This window comes from Shewanella japonica (genome assembly GCF_002075795.1).
In the GTDB taxonomy this organism is placed as follows: Bacteria; Pseudomonadota; Gammaproteobacteria; order Enterobacterales; family Shewanellaceae; genus Shewanella; species Shewanella japonica.
The window spans coordinates 1-19333 of the sequence record NZ_CP020472.1 but is presented as its reverse complement, the minus strand read 5'-3'; the positions used below and the strand labels follow the sequence as shown (position 1 = coordinate 19333).

The following is a 19333-nucleotide window of genomic DNA, read 5'->3' as shown; positions in this document are numbered from 1 at the left end:
TAGCAAAAAGGAAGCAAGCAATGATCTACCAAAGTCCTACAATTCAAGTAGAGTTATTAGAGGATAACATTGCCAAGTTGTGCTTTAACGCACCAGGCTCGGTAAACAAATTCGATAAAGAAACTCTTTCTTCATTAGATGCAGCTCTTGAGAGCATTAAACAAGATGCTAGCATCCAAGGTTTATTACTCACATCAGGTAAAAGTACCTTTATTGTCGGTGCAGATATCACTGAGTTTTTAGGGTTATTCAAACTGGATGACGCCACATTACTTAGCTGGGTTGAACAAGCCAGTGCCGTGTTTGATAAGCTAGAAGATCTACCGTTCCCAACAGCATCTGCAGTTAACGGGTTTGCACTTGGTGGTGGTTGTGAAGCCATACTTGCTACTGATTTGCGTATTGCTGACACCAATGCTCGTATTGGTTTACCAGAAACCAAACTTGGGTTGATTCCTGGCTTTGGTGGCACAGTGCGCTTACCACGTGTAATCGGTGCAGATAACGCCCTTGAGTGGATCACCACAGGTAAAGATCAACGCCCAGACGCAGCATTGAAAGTTGGCGCTGTTGACGCTGTTGTTGCACCCGAGAATTTAGAGGCAGCTGCGCTTCAAATGCTAAAAGACGCTATTGCCGAAAAGTTAGATTGGCAGTCTCGTCGTAACCGCAAACTAAAACCACTGACCTTACCAAAAGTTGAAGCGATGATGTCATTCGCAACAGCAAAGGGCATGGTATTCAAAGTGGCAGGTAAACACTATCCTGCACCTATGATGGTTGTTAGTGTCATAGAGCAAGCTGCAACACTTGATCGCGCAGAAGCATTGAAGGTTGAAAACCAAGCCTTTATCAAGCTAGCGAAAACTGAAGTAGCCACTGCGTTAATTGGTATATTCTTAAATGACCAATTAGTTAAAGGCAAAGCAAAGAAAGCAGGCAAACTGGCTAAAAACGTCGACAGTGCGGCTGTACTTGGCGCTGGTATTATGGGCGGTGGTATTGCTTACCAAAGTGCCAGTAAAGGTACGCCTATCGTCATGAAAGATATTGCCCAACCTGCACTTGATTTAGGACTCGGCGAAGCCGCTAAATTGTTAACTGCTCAGGTTAAACGTGGCCGCTCTACTCCAGCTAAAATGGCTGCAGTATTAAACAACATCACTCCAGCTTTAGATTACGCACCAATTAAAGATGCTGACGTCGTCGTTGAAGCTGTTGTTGAACATCCAAAAGTAAAAGCGTCAGTATTAGCAGAAGTAGAAGGACATGTAGCAGACGATGCTATCATCGCCTCAAACACTTCTACAATTTCAATAAACTTACTGGCTAAAAGCATGAAGAAACCTGAACGTTTCTGTGGCATGCACTTCTTTAACCCTGTGCACAAAATGCCATTGGTTGAAGTTATTCGTGGTGAAAACAGCTCTGAAGAAACCATTGCTTCTGTCGTCGCTTACGCCAGCAAAATGGGTAAAACCCCGATTGTCGTTAATGACTGCCCAGGCTTCTTCGTTAACCGTGTGTTATTCCCTTACTTTGCAGGGTTCAGTGGCTTACTCGCTGACGGTGCTGACTTTGCCAAAGTAGATAAAGTCATGGAGAAACAGTTTGGCTGGCCAATGGGCCCTGCTTACTTGCTTGACGTTGTCGGTCTTGATACTGGACATCATGCACAAGCAGTAATGGCTGAAGGTTTCCCTGATCGCATGGGTAAAAATGGCAAAGACGCTATCGACATTATGTTTGAGAGTGAACGCTTTGGTCAGAAGAATACTAAAGGTTTCTACTCTTACTCTGTTGACCGTCGTGGTAAGCCTAAGAAAGATTTGGACCCGACTAGCTATGAACTGCTTGGTAAAGAATTTGGTGAGCTTAAAGATTTCGAATCCGATGAGATTATCGCACGTTGTATGATCCCAATGGTTATCGAAACAGTTCGTTGTTTAGAAGAAGGCATTATTGCTTCTCCTGCTGAAGGCGATATGGGCTTAGTTTACGGTATTGGTTTCCCACCATTCAGAGGTGGTGTATTCCGTTACTTAGACACAATGGGTGTTGCTAATTTTGTTGCTATGGCAGATAAATTTGCGCACTTAGGTGGCCTATATCAAGTGACTGATGCAATGCGTGAGCTTGCAGCCAATAACGGCACTTACTACCCAGCAGCCTAATAAGCAGTAAAGGAATATCATCATGAAAAACGCTGTAATCGTCGACTGCATTCGTACTCCAATGGGCCGTTCAAAGGCTGGAGTATTCAGGAATGTACGTGCAGAAACCCTTTCTGCAGAACTAATGAAATCACTATTAAGCCGCAACAGCCAGCTTGACCCGAACGAGATCGAAGATGTCATTTGGGGTTGTGTGCAACAAACATTGGAGCAAGGCTTCAATATTGCACGTAATGCTGCCTTATTAGCTGGCATACCTAAAACAGCAGGAGCTGTAACGGTGAATCGTTTATGTGGTTCATCAATGGATGCGTTACATCAAGCTGCACGTGCCATCATGACGGGCCAAGGCGATACCTTTATCGTAGGTGGTGTTGAACATATGGGTCACGTACCAATGAACCACGGTGTTGACTTCCATCCAGGCCTAGCGAGCAATGTAGCTAAAGCCTCAGGCATGATGGGCTTAACAGCTGAAATGCTTGGAAAAATGCATGGCATCACCCGTGAACAACAAGATGCATTTGCTGTGCGTTCACACCAACGTGCACACGCAGCAACGGTTGAAGGTCGATTTGACAATGAAATTGTGCCAATTGAAGGTCATGATGCTAATGGCGCTTTGATTAAAGTAAGCCACGATGAAGTCATCCGTCCAGAAACTTCACTTGAGTCCTTATCAGGTTTACGCCCAGCTTTTGATCCTGCTAACGGAACAGTAACAGCGGGTACTTCTTCAGCCTTATCTGATGGCGCTTCTGCAATGTTAGTTATGGAAGAAGAAAAAGCTAAAGCGTTAGGTTTGCCTATTCGTGCACGTATCCGTTCAATGGCTGTTGCAGGTTGTGATGCTGCAATCATGGGTTACGGTCCTGTGCCTGCAACTAAAAAAGCACTTAAGCGTGCAGGTTTAACTGTAGATGATATGGATGTAATTGAGCTAAATGAAGCATTCGCTGCTCAGTCTCTTCCATGTGTTAAAGACTTAGGTCTAACCGATGTGGTTGACGAGAAAGTTAACTTAAACGGCGGTGCAATTGCATTAGGCCACCCATTAGGCTGCTCTGGTACACGTATCTCAACGACTTTGATTAACTTAATGGAAGCTAAAGATGCTAAATATGGTTTAGCAACCATGTGTATTGGTTTAGGCCAAGGTATTGCGACTATTTTTGAGCGCGTAGAAAGCTAACCTCTGCTGATATAATAAATTTGTAAAAAGCCGTACTTTGAACAGAAGTACGGCTTTTTTTATTGCCAGCACGACACGTGTTCCACGTGGAACAATGGGTACTAGTTCACGATTTACTAATAAAGCTAAGGTTAAGCCCTTGCAACAGTGACTCAGCAGAGTAAAATTAGCGCAATTATTGTTAGTCTGACGCATATAAGAGTGGGTATGAGCGAAATATTTTCAACAGCGCAGCATCATTTAGATGCATTAGGTTTACGTTGCCCTGAGCCTGTCATGATGATCCGTAAGACAGTCCGTAAAATGGCTGAAGGTGAAACATTACTTATTACCGCTGACGACCCAGCAACAACCAGAGATATTCCAAGTTTTTGTGAGTTTATGGATCACACTCTTATTGCAAGTGACACAAATCAGACACCTTATAAATATATGATCAGAAAAGGACTTTAATCATGTCTACACTACAAGCTATCGCATACAAAACGGTAAAAAAAGGCCCAATGAAGCCCGTTTTTTGCGCGAATGTGAGTTTGCTTCGTGGTGTAGAAAACGATGTCTTTGGTCGGCCAAGCAAGCGCCAAGTAACCGTAATGTCGATAGAGCAATGGAAAACGGCATGCCAAGAAATCAACGTTGATTTAGACTGGCTTACCCGTCGAGCTAATCTATTAATTGATGGTCATGAATTTAGTGCTGCCGATGTAGGTAAAACCATTTCGATTGGTGAGCACGTTTCTCTAGTTATAACTGGTGAAACCGATCCATGCGCTAAAATGGAAATAGCTCAGCCCGGTTTAGAACAAGCCTTGTCACCACACTGGCGCGGCGGAGTAACTTGCAAGGTCGTTACGGAAGGATTAATTCAAACAGAAGATCCTGTGGTCATTGCATAACGGATTCAGCTGTAATGTATTTTTGATAATTGGTACATGATCACCGCACTTAACCTACGGTTTTCGATTTTATAAAAAACCAAAATCATATTAACCAGTTAAGTAAGCCTACTTATACTTATTCCCCTCCACTTATTCTTTATACATAATGAGTTAACTAACCGTATTCAAACATGTTTACGCAAATTCGTTTTGTTACTCTTTAAACATTTTTTACCGTTATCACCATTAATACCCCCGACTTTCTGCAAACTTATTTCAATCAAATAATCAGCTTTTTCTGTCATCAATTGAAACAGAATAAATGTTTAGTTCTTGCTTAATTTATGCGATAAATATCATCAGTTTTATAACTCGCAAACAACACTTGATTGATAAAAGTGTAACTCCGATCAATAACGATAATCATAATAATGGATTGTGCATGTTTACCTCAAAAATAAAACCATTGTATACCGCTATTGCAATTAGTCTGGCCATTGCATCACTTGCAGTTAATGCATCAGAAGATACAGCTAAATGGCAAGTTAATGCGCCAGAAAATGCCCCGCTTGAAAAAGTAAAAATTGATGTTACTGAAGGTACTTGGATGAACGTCAGTGTGTCTCCTGACGGAAAAACCATCGTGTTCGATTTACTTGGCGATATTTATCAAATGCCAATTTCTGGTGGAGAAGCCAAGAAAATAGTTTCAGGTATCGCTTGGCAAATGCAGCCAGTGTATAGCCCTGATGGTAAATCAATTGCCTTTACATCTGATGAAGATGGTGGTGACAACATTTGGGTAATGGATGCAGACGGTAGTAATCCACGCCCTGTTACGTCAGAAACCTTTCGTTTATTAAACAGCCCAGCATGGAGCCCTGACTCGCAATATTTAGTTGCTCGAAAGCACTTTACCGCTAGTCGTAGTTTGGGGGCCGGTGAAGTATGGATGTACCACGTTGCCGGTGGTGAAGGTGTTAAGTTAACTGAACGCCCTAATGATCAAAAAGACTTAGGCGAGCCAGCATACTCTCCTGATGGTCGCTATATCTATTTCAGTCAAGATGCTACCCCAGGCAAAACATTCCACTACTCAAAAGATTCGGTAAAGGGCATTTATAAAATTAAGCGCTACGATACTCAAACCGGTGATATTGAAGTATTAATTGAAGGCACTGGTGGCGCAATTAGACCAACTCCAAGCCCAGATGGTACCAAACTGGCTTACATTAAGCGTGACGGTTTTCAATCTACATTATATTTATTAGATTTAAAGTCAGGTGAGCACACTAAGTTATACGACAATCTCGATCGTGATATGCAAGAAACTTGGGCAATTCATGATGTTTACCCAACAATGTCATGGACTCAAGATAATGAAGAAATCGTATTCTGGGCTAAAGGTAAAATCAATAAACTGAGCATTGATGATAAGGAAGTAAAGAATATTCCTTTTACGGTCAAAACTGAATTAGATGTTCAGCCTTCAGTTCGTTTTACACAAAACTTAGACCAAGACAATTTCGACGTAAAAATGTTACGAATGGCACAAGTTTCTCCTAATGGTGAGAAGGTGGTGTTCGAAGCTTTAGGGAAATTGTGGATCCGTGATATTGAAGACGGTAAACAAAAACGCTTAACTCGCCTAGACGACGATATTAATGAGTTATTCCCGCAGTGGTCAAGAGATGGCAAAAATATCGTGTTTACCACTTGGAATGATCAAGACCAAGGAACGGTGAGCATTGTCAGCGCTAAAGGCGGAAGAAGTAAAACGCTGACAAAAGAGCCTGGTAAGTATGTTGAACCGACCTTTTCTCCAGATGGTAAAGTCGTTGTGTACCGCAAAGCTAAAGGTGGTTATGTCACGCCTCGTACTTGGTCTCAAGAGCCAGGCTTGTATAAAGTCGACTTAAAGAAAAAGAATAATGTTAAAATTACAGCTAATGGGTACCAACCACAATTTGGCAGCGATAATAATCGTGTATTCTTTATGGATCACGGTGAAACACCTGAATTCGCGTCAATCAGCTTAGATGGTTTCGAAAAACGTACCCATTACACCAGTGAGCATGCAACAGAATTTAGAGTATCGCCTAACGGCGAACACTTAGCATTTGCAGAACATTTTCGTGTATATGTCACCCCTTTTGCAAAACACGGTGAAACTGTACGTATTAGCCCTAAAGCGACTAACTTACCTGTCACACAACTTAGTACTCGGGCTGGTGAAAGTATCAGTTGGAACGCTGATAATAGTGAACTTTATTGGACTCTTGGCCCTGAACTTTATCAAGCAAAAGTCGATACCCAATACGCCAAAACTGATGATGAAAGCAAACCAACTGTGACCTCAATTGGTTTCACTCAAAAAGCGGATGTTCCACGTGGAACAGTCGCTTTTGTTGGTGGCAAAATTATCACTATGGAAAATGATGAAGTCATAGACAATGGCGTTGTTATCGTTAAAGACAACAAAATTGTGACTGTTGGTGATTCAAAGACAAATATTCCAAGTGGCGCTCAAGTGATCGATATTAAGGGCAAAACATTAATGCCTGGCTTATTTGATGCTCACGCTCACGGTTCTCAAGCTGATGATGAAATCATTCCACAACAAAACTGGCAACTATACTCAGGTCTTTCGCTAGGTGTCACCGCAATACATGACCCATCGAATGACACAACAGAAATATTTGCTGCATCTGAACAACAAAAAGCAGGCAATATTGTAGGGCCACGAATTTTCTCTACGGGAACTATTTTATATGGTGCAAATGCACCAGGTTATACCTCGCACGTAGACTCGTTAGATGATGCGAAATTTCATTTAGAGCGTCTGAAAAAAGTCGGCGCTTTCAGTGTTAAAAGCTATAACCAACCTCGTCGTAATCAACGTCAACAAGTCATTCAAGCTGCACGTGAATTAGAAATGATGGTGGTGCCTGAAGGTGGTAGTTTATTACAGCATAACTTATCGATGATTGCTGATGGTCACACAACGATTGAACATTCATTACCAACAGGTTCAATTTACAGTGACATCAAACAATTCTGGGGGCAAACAGAAGTGGCTTATACCCCGACACTTGTTGTTGCTTACGGCGGAATATCAGGTGAACATTACTGGTATGACAAAACTGACGTATGGGCTCATCCCCGTCTAAGTATGTATGTTCCTAGTGATATTTTGAATGCTCGTTCTATGCGACGCACCAAGGCACCAGATGCGCATTATAATCATTTCAATGTTGCTCGCGTAGCAAATGAACTAAATGATATTGGTATCCAGCCAAATATTGGAGCACACGGTCAACGCGAAGGTTTAGCTGCACATTGGGAAATGTGGATGTTCGCTCAAGGCGGTATGAGCAATATGGATGTACTTAAAACAGCAACCATCAACCCCGCCAAAACCTTTGGAATGGATCATCAACTTGGTTCGATTAAAGCGGGTAAATTGGCTGACATCATTGTTATTGATGGTGACCCTTTAACCGACATTAGAGTCACAGACAAAGTCACTCATACCATGGCGAATGGCAAGCTTTACAACTCAGAAACCATGAACCTGTTAAATGGTGATGAACAAGAACGTAAACCGTTTTTCTTTGAAGACACAAAGTAAGTACGTTATGTCATAAAAAAGGGATGTTCCACGTGGAACATCCCTTTTTAATTTCGGCAATAACAATAATTAATTATTTTCCATAACGAAAACAATCTGTTGTATGGTCGTTGACCATTCCTACCGCTTGCATGAAAGCATAACAAATTGTTGGGCCAACAAAGTTAAAGCCTAATTTTTTTAATGCTTTTGACATAGCTTCAGATTCTGGCGTTTGCGCAGGCACGTCTGACATAGAGCTAAAATGATTCACTTTAGGTTGCCCACCGACAAAGTCCCATAGGAATGTTGAAAAATCATTCCCGGATTCGACGAAAGCTAAATAGGCTTTAGCATTTCGAATAATTGAATTTACTTTTAAACGATTTCTAACAATTCCTGGATTTAACAGCAGTTGCTCTACTTTCTCGTCGTCAAAAGTAGCAATAATCTTAGGGTCAAAATTGGCAAATAATTCTTGGTAATTATGCTGTTTTTTTAAAATAGTGATCCAAGATAACCCTGCCTGTTGACCGTCAAGACATAGCTTTTCAAAAAGCTCAATAGGATCATAAACAGGCCTTCCCCAAACATTGTCATGATAGTCAACATAAAGCGGATCATCACTCAACCAAGCACAACGTTTTAAATCCATTTATAAGGCCCTTTTAAATTTTTAATCTCTACGTTAAAAAATAACCTACATATGCCTTAATCTACAAGGTATAATCAAAACCATTTTCTATTTTTAGCCTCAACCAGTAGATAAGCGGACATGACGACGAAACACGACGTAAAGACATTCCAGGGCTTCATTATGACCCTGCAGGAATACTGGGCGCATCAAGGTTGCGCAATCGTTCAACCATTGGACATGGAAGTGGGTGCCGGAACATTCCACCCAATGACATTTTTACGTTCATTAGGCCCAGAGCCAATGAGCAGTGCTTATGTGCAACCATGTCGCCGACCTACCGATGGCCGTTACGGTGAAAACCCTAACCGTCTGCAGCATTATTACCAATACCAAGTCGTGCTAAAGCCTTCTCCGAGTAATATCCAAGAATTATACCTTGGCTCTTTAGAAGCTCTAGGCGTTGATATGGGCGTTCATGACGTTCGTTTTGTTGAAGATAACTGGGAATCACCAACTCTTGGTGCTTGGGGCCTTGGTTGGGAAGTATGGCTAAACGGCATGGAAGTATCACAATTTACTTACTTCCAGCAAGTAGGCGGCCTAGAGTGTAAACCTGTCACGGGCGAAATTACTTACGGTTTAGAACGTCTAGCAATGTACATTCAAGAAGTAGACAGTGTTTACGATCTTGTTTGGACTGACGGCCCTATGGGCAAAGTCATGTACGGCGATATCTTCCACCAAAATGAAGTTGAACAATCTACATATAACTTCGAACATGCTGATGTTGAAGTCTTATTTAAACAGTTTGAAGATTGTGAAGCGGCTTGCCAGAAATTATTAGCATTAGAAAAGCCACTACCGCTACCTGCTTATGAACAAGTGATGAAGGCCTCACACGCATTTAACTTACTTGATGCTCGCCACGCTATCTCAGTAACTGAACGCCAACGTTATATTTTGCGTGTTCGTACTATGGCTAAAGGTGTTGCAGAATCTTATTATCAAGCACGTGAAGCGCTTGGTTTCCCAATGTGTAAGTAGAGGTAGAATAATGAACGTTGAAAACTTACTCATTGAAGTGGGTACAGAAGAATTACCACCAAAGGCATTACGTAAATTAGCTGAGTCATTTCTCGCTAATTTCACCGAGGAACTAACCAAGGCAGAGTTAGCGTTTACCAATGCAACTTGGTATGCAGCCCCTCGCCGTTTGGCAATTAGTGTTGAACAACTTGCTGTTGCGCAAGCTGACAAAGTGGTTGAGAAACGCGGCCCTGCCGTCGCTCAAGCATTTGATGCTGAAGGAAACCCAACGAAAGCCGCTATGGGCTGGGCTCGTGGTAACGGCATTACTGTTGAACAAGCTGACCGTCTTAAAACAGACAAAGGCGAATGGTTATTACACCAAGCTAAAGTGGTTGGTGTTGAAACCAAGTCTTTAATTGCTGCAATGGCACAAAAGTCATTAGATAAATTACCTATCCCTAAGCCAATGCGTTGGGGTAGTAATACAACACAATTTATCCGCCCAGTTCATACTGTCACCATGCTGTTAGGTGATGAACTCGTTCCTGGTGAATTGTTAGGTATCGAATCAGCTCGCACTATTCGTGGTCATCGTTTCATGGGTGTTGATACTTTTGAGCTAGAACACGCTGATAACTACCTCACGCAATTAGAAACTGAAGGTAAAGTCTTAGCTGATTACCAACGTCGTAAGGATATCATCAAGCTAAATGCTGAAGCTGCCGCAAAAGAGATTGGCGGTATTGCTGAACTTGAAGATGATTTACTTGAAGAAGTCACCGCATTGGTTGAATGGCCTGTTGTGTTAACAGCAAGCTTTGAAGAAAAATTCTTAGATGTCCCAGCTGAAGCCTTGGTTTACACCATGAAAGGCGACCAGAAATACTTCCCAGTATTTGATGATGCAGGTCAGTTGTTGCCTAACTTTATCTTCGTAACTAACATCGAATCTAAAGATCCTCAGCAGATTATTTCAGGTAACGAAAAAGTAGTTCGTCCTCGCCTTGCTGATGCAGAGTTCTTCTTTGAAACAGATAAAAAAGAGTCATTAGAAACGCGCTTAGCCAGCTTAGAGTCTGTTGTTTTCCAAAAACAATTGGGCACGATTAAAGCCCGTGTTGAGCGTATTTCTGCAATGGCTGGCTACATTGCCACTAGCATAGGTGCAAACAGTGAAGAGGCCGCTCGCGCTGGTCTACTGTCAAAGTCTGACTTGATGACGAACATGGTAATGGAGTTTACCGACCTTCAAGGCACCATGGGCATGCATTACGCACGCTTAGATGGTGAAACTGAAGCTGTCGCAGTTGCCTTAGCAGAGCAATACAAGCCTAAGTTCTCTGGCGATACTGTACCAACGGCACCGATTTCAATCTGTGTTGCGCTGGCAGAAAAGCTAGATACGCTAGTCGGTATTTTTGGTATTGGCCAAGCACCAAAAGGCGCAGCGGATCCATTTGCACTTCGTCGTGCTGCTATTGGTATTTTACGTCTTTGCTTAGAGAACAACTTACCGTTAGATTTAGTTGACTTGATTGCTAAAGCTAAAGAGTTACATGGTGAAAACCTCACAAATGACAAGGTATCAGAGCAGGTTCTTGAGTTCTTTATGGGCCGTTTCCGTGCATGGTATCAAGATCAAGGCGTGGGTGTTGACGTGATCCTAGCTGTTCTCGCACGTAAACCAACCGCACCGGCAGATTTTGAAAGTCGCATCAAAGCTGTGGCTCACTTTAGAACCCTAGAGCAAGCCTCAGCGCTTGCGGCAGCGAACAAGCGTGTATCGAATATCTTGGCTAAGGTTGAAGGAGAAATCCCAACCAATATCGATTCAAGCCTATTAGTCGAAAGTGCTGAAAAAGCATTAGCTGATAAACTGACTGAGCTTCAGCCACAGCTGGCACCATTATTTGTAGCAGCAAACTACCAAGAAGCGCTCGCATTATTAGCGAGTCTACGTGAAAGCGTTGATACCTTCTTCGAAGATGTAATGGTTATGGCAGATGATGCAGCACTTAAGAATAACCGTTTAGCACTTCTTAATAGTCTACGTGAGCAATTCTTACATGCCGCTGATATTTCATTATTACAATAATGATATCTGAGTCATCACAAAAAACGCGCCTTAAGGCGCGTTTTTTTATGGCTAACGTCAGTGTAGATTAAACGAAAATCCAACTAAAGTTACATTATAGAGTGATTAACTTTTGATGCAGTAACTCAAACTCATCATGGCTAATAGCGACTTGAGAAAGCAACTGCGACTGCGCCTGCTCTGTCAGCTTATCCACCTGTTTAAGCATCGAACATTCACTAATGATATTGGCACGCCATATAATCAAAGCCATACTATCTGTTGGCTTGTGATGACAGTTAGCCAATTGGGTTAACGGCACTTCAAATTCAGCGGGTAATTGCCAATATTTAACAAGCAATGCGCTGAGTCCTAATGACTTGGTCGTCATGACTTGTTTGAACAATACCGAACTAGGCTGCTCACCAGGTTCAGCTTGTCGAAACGCTTCAATCATCATTTTAAAAATAGCTATTTTGCCAACATCATGTAGTAAGCCTAAAAAGAATGCCGTATCACCATCATGTTCTGCAAGTTCATTAGCCAAAAATGCAACCTGCATAGAGTGGCGCCAAATTTCAGCGCCAAAGCGTCTGAAATAAATAGGCTTAATGTTAATCATTTCCTTCATTAAGCTTGTTCGTACAAATAGTTGTAATTGGCTTAAACCAATCTGCACAACAGCTTGTTGCAAGCTGGTGATTTGCTTATCAGAACGTTTGAAAGCACTCGAATTACACAGCTTCAATACTTCAATACTCAATACCGGATCTTGCTCTATCAGCAGAAGCAAAGACTTGGTATCGACATCTGATTGGGCTATTTGTCTGTCTACTTCTGATAATCGACTAGGCAGTTTAAGCACCTTTTCAGCAATCGCTTGCGGCGCTGTAAAAGCCTGTTCAATTTTAGCCAGCACACTGCGCTCTAAGTCATTTGCCATTGCACCAGTATCTTGGCTACTTGATGGAAATAACAAACTATAAAACAGTGCACTAGCATCAAGAACACTTGTCGGCACGGCAACGGAGGCTTGCTCAGAAGTTTGCTGATGACTAGCTTGTTTTGGCCTAGACGCAACTTGGGCATTAGCCGAGCGTTTTAATAATACAGATTGTTGACTGTCTAATGATTTAGCCGCATTGACCTCTTGGGTCGGACGAACATTAAACAACTTATAAAATAGCTTTTTAAACATAACAAAATACCACTTAGACAGGTAACAACATTGGAAAAAGCAGATTTAAAAGGGTTAAAACTAAAAATGGGTGCCACTTGGCACCCATTTAATTTAACACAGACGCATTATACGTCTAGGTTAGCAACGTTTAATGCGTTGGTTTCAATAAAGTCACGACGAGGCTCAACTTGATCGCCCATCAAGGTCGTAAATAATTGATCCGCACCGACAGCATCTTCAATAGTCACTCGTAGCATACGACGAGTTTCAGGATCCATTGTGGTTTCCCACAACTGCTCAGGGTTCATCTCACCCAATCCTTTATAACGTTGAATGTATAAACCACGTTTAGCTTCACTCATGGTCCAATCAAGCGCTTCAATGAAGCTCTCAACTTCTTTCATGCGTTCGCCACGCTTGATGTAACCACCTTCTTCAATCATACCGTCTAACGCTTTACCTGATTTGGCAATAAGTGCGTAATCGTTAGATTGGAAGAAGTCGTAACTAAATAGGTAGTTAGTATCAATACCATGCTTACGGATCGTTAAGCTTGGTAAGTAAACTTGACGTTCTGGATCTAATACAGGTTCAATGCTGTAAATCACACCGTCAGATTCAATTTCAATTAAGTCAGCGACGAATGCATCACACCACTGCTTCATTTGCCCTTCATCAGCAAGCATTTCATTACTAATGCCAGGATGATGGATCATACGATTGGTAATTGACTCTGGGTAGCGCTTAGCAAGACGCTCAATAATCGCTTCAACTTCACGGTACTGACTTACTAAACGCTCTAATGGTTCACCAGACATACCTGGCGCGCCTGGCGCTGGATAAATATGGGTACCATCTAACGCTTGAGTCGTTAAATATTCTGTCAACGCAGGTTCATCTTTCAGGTATTGCTCTTGCTTACCTTTTTTCACTTTGAATAAAGGTGGTTGAGCAATGTAAATGTAACCACGCTCAATAAGTTCAGGCATTTGACGGAAGAAGAAGGTCAACAACAGCGTACGAATGTGCGAGCCGTCGACGTCAGCATCGGTCATGATGATGATGTTATGGTAGCGTGTTTTCTCAGGGTCGTAATCGTCACGGCCAATACCACAACCTAATGCAGTAATCAGTGTGGCAACTTCCTGTGAAGATAACATTTTATCAAAGCGCGCTTTTTCAACGTTTAAGATTTTACCTTTAAGCGGAAGAATCGCTTGGTTTTTACGGTTACGTCCCTGCTTGGCTGAACCGCCAGCAGAGTCCCCTTCCACTATGTATATTTCAGAAAGACCAGGGTCTTTCTCTTGGCAATCTGCAAGTTTACCTGGCAGGCCACCTAAATCTAATGCGCCTTTACGACGAGTCATTTCACGGGCTTTACGAGCTGCTTCACGAGCTCGCGCGGCATCAACGATTTTGCCTACAATTAACTTAGCATCGACTGGGTTTTCTAATAGGTAGTCATTTAGCTGCTCACCCATTGTTTGTTCTACCGCGCCTTTCACTTCACTAGAAACCAACTTGTCTTTGGTTTGCGAGCTAAATTTAGGATCTGGCACTTTAACTGAAATAACCGCAGTCAAACCTTCACGAGCATCGTCACCCGTAGCATTGGTTTTGCCTTTTTTATTGAAGCCTTCTCGCTCCATGTAGTTATTTAAGTTACGTGTTAATGCACCACGGAAACCCGCTAAGTGAGTACCACCATCACGTTGTGGAATGTTGTTTGTGAAACAGAAAATGCTTTCTTGGTAACCATCGTTCCATTGCATTGCCACTTCAACAGTGATGCCATCTTCACGTTCTTGGGTAAAGTGGAAAACATCTTTGTTGATTGGGGTTTTGTTACGGTTTAGGTAATCAACGAATGCGCTGATACCACCATCGTATTTGAAGAACTCATTTCGCTCATCGCGTTCATCAACAAGACGAATACCAACACCTGAGTTTAAGAATGATAATTCACGCACACGTTTGGCAAGAATATCAAAATGGAACAGGGTATCAGAGAAGGTTTCTGGGCTAGGCCAAAAACGGATAGAGGTACCCGTTTTATCTGAATCACCGACAGGTGTGATAGGAGTTTCAGGTACGCCCATTGTATAAAACTGTTCGTAAACCTTACCATTACGACGAATGGTCATTTGCAGTTTTTCAGACAGTGCGTTTACTACCGACACACCTACACCGTGCAAGCCGCCTGATACTTTATAAGAGTTATCATCAAACTTACCACCAGCATGAAGTACCGTCATGATAACTTCAGCAGCAGAAACACCCTCTTCTTCATGAACCTCAACAGGAATACCACGGCCATCATCCTGTACTGACACAGAGCCATCAGCATGAATGGTAATAGTAATGTCATTACAGTGGCCAGCTAAGGCTTCATCGATAGAGTTATCGACCACTTCGAATACCATGTGATGAAGACCTGTACCATCGTCTGTATCACCGATGTACATCCCTGGTCTCTTACGAACTGCATCAAGGCCTTTTAATACCTTAATACTCGAAGAATCATAACTATTCTCTGACATATTTCTCTCTCGTTTTTATTCAACTACCGTGACTTGCCCATGTTCCACATGAAACATCTTACTTGGCGGGCTTGCCAGCGAATCGACTATTGCTACAGGATCAATCGCTGTGACAAAAATTTGTGCACCGGTTTCGGTTAACTGTTTTAGCAATAGTTGCCTATGTTGTGCATCCAACTCAGATGGAAGATCATCCACAAGGTAAATACTATGCTTGTTCTGTTGTTCTTGAAGCAACTTGCCTTGTGCAATGCGCAGTGCACAGACTAATAATTTTAACTGTCCTCGGGATAATGCATCCTGCACAGGTAAGTTGCCTACACGCAATCTCAAGTCCGCTTTATGCGGTCCACTACCCGTATTTCCCGAAGATAAATCTCTGTGATATTGAGTTTCGAGTAACTCAGCAAAATCCGTTTTGCTATCCCAGCCACGAGTAAAAGAAACCTTAATATCAACTCGTGGTAAAAACTCTCCGATTATACCCTTAAGTAGCTCATTTAACGAGTCTACATATTGATTTCGTATCGAAGTAACTTGTTCAGCATACCGCACCAATTCCTTATCCCAAAATTGAATTGTTGAATAAGAAGAACCATCTCTAAGGAGTTGATTTCTTTGCTTTAAAATCCGTCTTGTATTCACCCATGCTTGATAGAAACTCGCATCAGAGTGAAACGCGCCCCAATCGATAAATTGTCGACGTGCTTTTGGCCCTTCAAAAAGTAATGAAAAACTTTCTGGCGTGATAACTTGAATCGGTAAAGTTTCTGCCAAAACAGATAAACGCTTCACTTTATCGCCATCTAATTTGACATCAATTTCGCCATTGCGAAATCGCCTTAAGCCTAATTTCGCTTCACCGGTTTGCATCTCAAGTTGTGCAAATAAAGTAAGGTTATCCTGTTCAATATTGATCACTCTTTGGGATAAGTGACTACGAAACGAACGCCCCATGCCTAAAAAATAAATAGCCTCCAATATACTGGTTTTTCCACTGCCGTTTTCTCCATAAATCAAGTTTAATCCTGATTCAGGTTGCAATGACGCAGAAAGGATATTGCGAAAGTTGGCAATATTAAGACGGGCTAAACTCATGGGTGCTAATTTCTCAAACCTATGGTGATGCGGTAAAACTAAAAAAGGTGCCTTAATCTAGCACCTTTTTGGGTTCTAAAACGTCGTGAAACGTTATCTTACATTATAAACGCATAGGCATAACCACATACATTGAATCTTCTTCGACGTGGTTTTCTATTAATGCGCTTGAGTTTCCATCAATCAGCGTGATTCTGACATCATCACTGGCTAAATTGTTCAATACATCGAGTAAATAACTCACGTTAAACCCTATTTCTAGGTTGTCAGCATTGTATTCAACATCAATGATCTCTTCCGCTTCTTCTTGCTCTGGGTTATTCGCAGTTATACGTAATAATCCTGGTTCAAGCTGAATACGCACGCCACGAAACTTTTCATTGGATAAAATCGATGCACGTGTGAGCGCTTGTTTTAAATGATTACGGCTCGCCACCACAATTTTATCGCCGCCTTTTGGTAATACTCGGCGGTAATCAGGGAAACGTCCATCAACAAGCTTACTGGTAAATACAGCATTTTGTGTTGTTGCACGAATGGCGCTGTCACCAATAGCAATGGTAATTTCACTGTCCTCACTTTCAAGTAAGCGAGACATTTCAACCACACCTTTACGTGGCACGATGACTTGCTTTTCAGGAAGGCTAATGTCGATATTACGATGACTTAATGCTAGACGGTGTCCATCTGTCGCAATCGCTTTTAACGAGTTACCTGCAGTTTCAAAAAGTAAGCCATTTAAATAGTATCGAACATCTTGGTTCGCCATTGAGAACTGGGTCGAATCAATAATCGACTTCAATGTACCTTGTTTGAGACTAAATTCGATATCAGCTTCAAAGGCTTCAACATTGGGGTAATCACTTGCAGGTAAAGTCGCCAGTGAAAAACGACTACGACCAGAACGTAATAACCATTTGTTATCTTGCTGCTCAATTTTGATTTCGACTTGTTCAGGAAGTGACTTGACGATATCGAGTAGCTTTTTAGCTGGCACGGTTGTTCGGCCAGTTTCAACTTCACCTTGAATGGACGCTTGGCCAACAAGTTCTACTTCTAAATCAGTACCTGTAAGCTTAAGTGAGGACTCACTAACTTCGACAAGTAAATTTGATAAAATAGGTAAGTTGTGGCGTCTTTCTACTGCACCACACACTAATTGAAGTGGTTTTAATAGGGCGTCCCTATCAATTGAAAATTTCATTCGTCTCAATTTCCTGATATTAAGAAGATAATGTACGTATCAAGTTAGCATAATCTTCTTTAATGTCATGACTTTCTTCACGCAATTGGGCAATTTTTCTGCATGCGTGTAATACGGTAGTATGATCACGCCCCCCAAAGGCGTCACCAATTTCAGGTAAACTTTGGTTTGTTAACTCTTTTGATAATGCCATCGCGACTTGACGAGGTCTCGCTACGCTGCGAGAGCGACGTTTAGATAGCATATCCGCCATTTTGATTTTGTAATATTCAGCAACCGTTTTTTGAATATTATCTATGGTCACTAACTTTTCTTGTAGCGCGAGTAAATCACGTAATGCTTCACGGACAAAATCAATCGTAATTGGTCGGCCGGTGAAGTTAGCATTCGCAATAACACGATTTAACGCCCCTTCTAATTCACGCACATTTGAACGTAAACGTTTGGCAATGAAGAATGCCACTTCATCAGGCAGATTAATGCCGCTTTCTTGCGCTTTACGCATTAAAATCGCTACACGGGTTTCAAGCTCAGGTGGTTCGATAGCAACTGTTAAGCCCCAACCAAAACGTGATTTTAAGCGATCTTCAACCCCATCAATTTCTTTCGGGTATTTATCCGAAGTCAAAATGATCTGATGGTTACCCTCTAATAGTGCATTGAAGGTATGAAAGAATTCTTCTTGTGAACGATCTTTATTGGCAAAGAATTGAATATCATCAATAAAAAGCGCATCAACACTACGGTAATAACGTTTAAAGTCTTCAATAGCATTATTTTGTAGCGCTTTAACCATGTCTTGCACAAAGCGTTCTGAATGCATGTAGACCACTTTTGCATTGGGATTGTTTTTGATAATCCCGTTGCCTACAGCATGTAATAAATGGGTTTTACCTAAACCGGTGCCGCCATATAAAAATAACGGGTTATAAGCACCGCCAGGATTTTCTGCCACTTGCAGTGCAGCAGCTTTACCTAATTGGTTTGATTTACCTTCAACGAAATTATCAAACTGATAAGTAGGATTGATATTACTGCGGTGGTTAGCATGCTCAACGGGTTCCGCTTGAGTATTAAACGCAGTGCTAACACGTTGCTTAGTTTGTGTGCTTTGTGTTGGCCTAACTTCTGCTTTTACAGGCTCAGGCGCTCTCACTGCAGACGGGCGGCTACCAATATCAAAGCGCAGTTTAGGGGCATTACCACCTAACTGTTCGGTAAAAAATTGATTAATGATATTGATGTACTTATCTCGAACCCAATCAAGTACAAAACGATTAGGTGCATAAAGTACCAAGGTATCGCCATCCATTTCAGCCTGTAACGGACGGATCCACATACTGAATTGCTGCGCAGAAAGTTCGTCTTGCAGCCTGCCGATACATTGTTGCCAAAGTGAAACCGCCACTTAATATTCCTTAATATCGTTTGTTGAAGGAGGGCTATTCTATCGTTAGATCTCAATGATCGCTATCGATAAAAAAAATTTTATCCCCAAGCAGATCATTGTATGTGGATATCTGTGATCTTTAAAGATCAAAAACGATCCAATTAATGTGATTTGTTCACAGATCCTGCTTTATTAACCGATCACTCTTGATCTATAATAGCCGCGCTTTGATCTGGTTAAACAGCCTTTGATCCACTACATATAGTGTTGGTACACAGAGTTATCCACACTGTATAGTGCATTTTTGATGTTTGCCTCAAAGTT

Annotated in this window: 13 protein-coding genes; 7 read left to right on the top strand and 6 right to left on the bottom strand. The window is 41.8% G+C overall.

The genetic code is table 11. From position 1 onward, the window contains the following. Positions 1-20 precede the first annotated feature (20 nt). The 5 genes from fadB to SJ2017_RS00045 all read left to right on the top strand — a co-directional run bounded on the left by fadB (position 21) and on the right by SJ2017_RS00045 (position 7875). A complete protein-coding gene (fadB, locus tag SJ2017_RS00065; RefSeq protein ID WP_080914496.1) occupies positions 21-2174 on the top strand; it encodes a fatty acid oxidation complex subunit alpha FadB in 2154 nt (717 codons plus the stop codon). Positions 2175-2196: 22 nt separating this feature from the next. Then, positions 2197-3366 (top strand): acetyl-CoA C-acyltransferase FadA, encoded by a 1170-nt coding sequence (fadA, locus tag SJ2017_RS00060; RefSeq protein WP_080914495.1) that lies wholly within the window; start codon positions 2197-2199, stop codon positions 3364-3366. A gap of 207 nt (positions 3367-3573) precedes the next feature. Beyond that, positions 3574-3819 carry a sulfurtransferase TusA gene (gene tusA / locus SJ2017_RS00055; RefSeq protein WP_055025486.1) on the top strand — a complete coding sequence of 82 codons (246 nt, stop codon included), beginning with the start codon at positions 3574-3576 and terminating at the stop codon, positions 3817-3819. A gap of 2 nt (positions 3820-3821) precedes the next feature. Then, a complete protein-coding gene (locus SJ2017_RS00050) occupies positions 3822-4262 on the top strand; it encodes an MOSC domain-containing protein (RefSeq protein WP_080914494.1) in 441 nt (146 codons plus the stop codon). 424 nt (positions 4263-4686) lie between these two features. Then, complete coding sequence (locus SJ2017_RS00045; RefSeq protein WP_080914493.1) at positions 4687-7875, top strand: amidohydrolase family protein; 3189 nt, start codon at positions 4687-4689, stop codon at positions 7873-7875. Between the two features lie 73 nt (positions 7876-7948). On the opposite strand, the gene SJ2017_RS00040 is transcribed toward SJ2017_RS00045, so the two are convergent. Beyond that, complete coding sequence (locus tag SJ2017_RS00040; RefSeq protein ID WP_080914492.1) at positions 7949-8509, bottom strand: DNA-3-methyladenine glycosylase I; 561 nt, start codon at positions 8507-8509, stop codon at positions 7949-7951. Between the two features lie 120 nt (positions 8510-8629). On the opposite strand from SJ2017_RS00040, the gene glyQ reads away from it, so the two are divergent. Continuing rightward, the gene (glyQ, locus tag SJ2017_RS00035; RefSeq protein ID WP_080914491.1) at positions 8630-9535 is read left to right on the top strand and encodes a glycine--tRNA ligase subunit alpha; all 906 of its coding nucleotides are present in this window, start codon (positions 8630-8632) and stop codon (positions 9533-9535) included. Between the two features lie 10 nt (positions 9536-9545). Then, positions 9546-11615, top strand: coding sequence for a glycine--tRNA ligase subunit beta (gene glyS, locus SJ2017_RS00030; RefSeq protein ID WP_080914490.1), 2070 nt, complete (start codon positions 9546-9548; stop codon positions 11613-11615). A 94-nt stretch (positions 11616-11709) separates the two neighbouring features. On the opposite strand, the gene SJ2017_RS00025 is transcribed toward glyS, so the two are convergent. The 5 genes from SJ2017_RS00025 to dnaA all read right to left on the bottom strand — a co-directional run bounded on the left by SJ2017_RS00025 (position 11710) and on the right by dnaA (position 19027). Then, on the bottom strand, positions 11710-12792 hold the full coding sequence (locus SJ2017_RS00025) for an HDOD domain-containing protein (protein ID WP_080914489.1): 1083 nt from the start codon (positions 12790-12792) through the stop codon (positions 11710-11712). Between the two features lie 107 nt (positions 12793-12899). After that, positions 12900-15317, bottom strand: a complete 2418-nt coding sequence (gene gyrB, locus SJ2017_RS00020) for a DNA topoisomerase (ATP-hydrolyzing) subunit B (protein WP_080914488.1) — start codon at positions 15315-15317, stop codon at positions 12900-12902. A 15-nt stretch (positions 15318-15332) separates the two neighbouring features. Next, entirely contained in the window at positions 15333-16415 is a 1083-nt protein-coding gene (recF, locus tag SJ2017_RS00015; protein WP_080914487.1) for a DNA replication/repair protein RecF, read from the bottom strand. A gap of 103 nt (positions 16416-16518) precedes the next feature. Continuing rightward, positions 16519-17619 carry a DNA polymerase III subunit beta gene (gene dnaN, locus SJ2017_RS00010; RefSeq protein ID WP_080914486.1) on the bottom strand — a complete coding sequence of 367 codons (1101 nt, stop codon included), beginning with the start codon at positions 17617-17619 and terminating at the stop codon, positions 16519-16521. 19 nt (positions 17620-17638) lie between these two features. Then, on the bottom strand, positions 17639-19027 hold the full coding sequence (gene dnaA, locus SJ2017_RS00005) for a chromosomal replication initiator protein DnaA (RefSeq protein WP_055025476.1): 1389 nt from the start codon (positions 19025-19027) through the stop codon (positions 17639-17641). Positions 19028-19333: the final 306 nt, after the last annotated feature.

Excerpts from the sequence above, each read along its gene's own strand:
- fadB (WP_080914496.1), top strand. The coding sequence starts at position 21 with ATGATCTACCAAAGTCCTACAATTCAAGTAGAGTTATTAGAGGATAAC.
- fadA (WP_080914495.1), top strand. The coding sequence starts at position 2,197 with ATGAAAAACGCTGTAATCGTCGACTGCATTCGTACTCCAATGGGCCGT.
- tusA (WP_055025486.1), top strand. The coding sequence starts at position 3,574 with ATGAGCGAAATATTTTCAACAGCGCAGCATCATTTAGATGCATTAGGT.
- SJ2017_RS00050 (WP_080914494.1), top strand. The coding sequence starts at position 3,822 with ATGTCTACACTACAAGCTATCGCATACAAAACGGTAAAAAAAGGCCCA.
- SJ2017_RS00045 (WP_080914493.1), top strand. The coding sequence starts at position 4,687 with ATGTTTACCTCAAAAATAAAACCATTGTATACCGCTATTGCAATTAGT.
- SJ2017_RS00040 (WP_080914492.1), bottom strand. The coding sequence starts at position 8,509 with ATGGATTTAAAACGTTGTGCTTGGTTGAGTGATGATCCGCTTTATGTT.
- glyQ (WP_080914491.1), top strand. The coding sequence starts at position 8,630 with ATGACGACGAAACACGACGTAAAGACATTCCAGGGCTTCATTATGACC.
- glyS (WP_080914490.1), top strand. The coding sequence starts at position 9,546 with ATGAACGTTGAAAACTTACTCATTGAAGTGGGTACAGAAGAATTACCA.
- SJ2017_RS00025 (WP_080914489.1), bottom strand. The coding sequence starts at position 12,792 with ATGTTTAAAAAGCTATTTTATAAGTTGTTTAATGTTCGTCCGACCCAA.
- gyrB (WP_080914488.1), bottom strand. The coding sequence starts at position 15,317 with ATGTCAGAGAATAGTTATGATTCTTCGAGTATTAAGGTATTAAAAGGC.
- recF (WP_080914487.1), bottom strand. The coding sequence starts at position 16,415 with ATGAGTTTAGCCCGTCTTAATATTGCCAACTTTCGCAATATCCTTTCT.
- dnaN (WP_080914486.1), bottom strand. The coding sequence starts at position 17,619 with ATGAAATTTTCAATTGATAGGGACGCCCTATTAAAACCACTTCAATTA.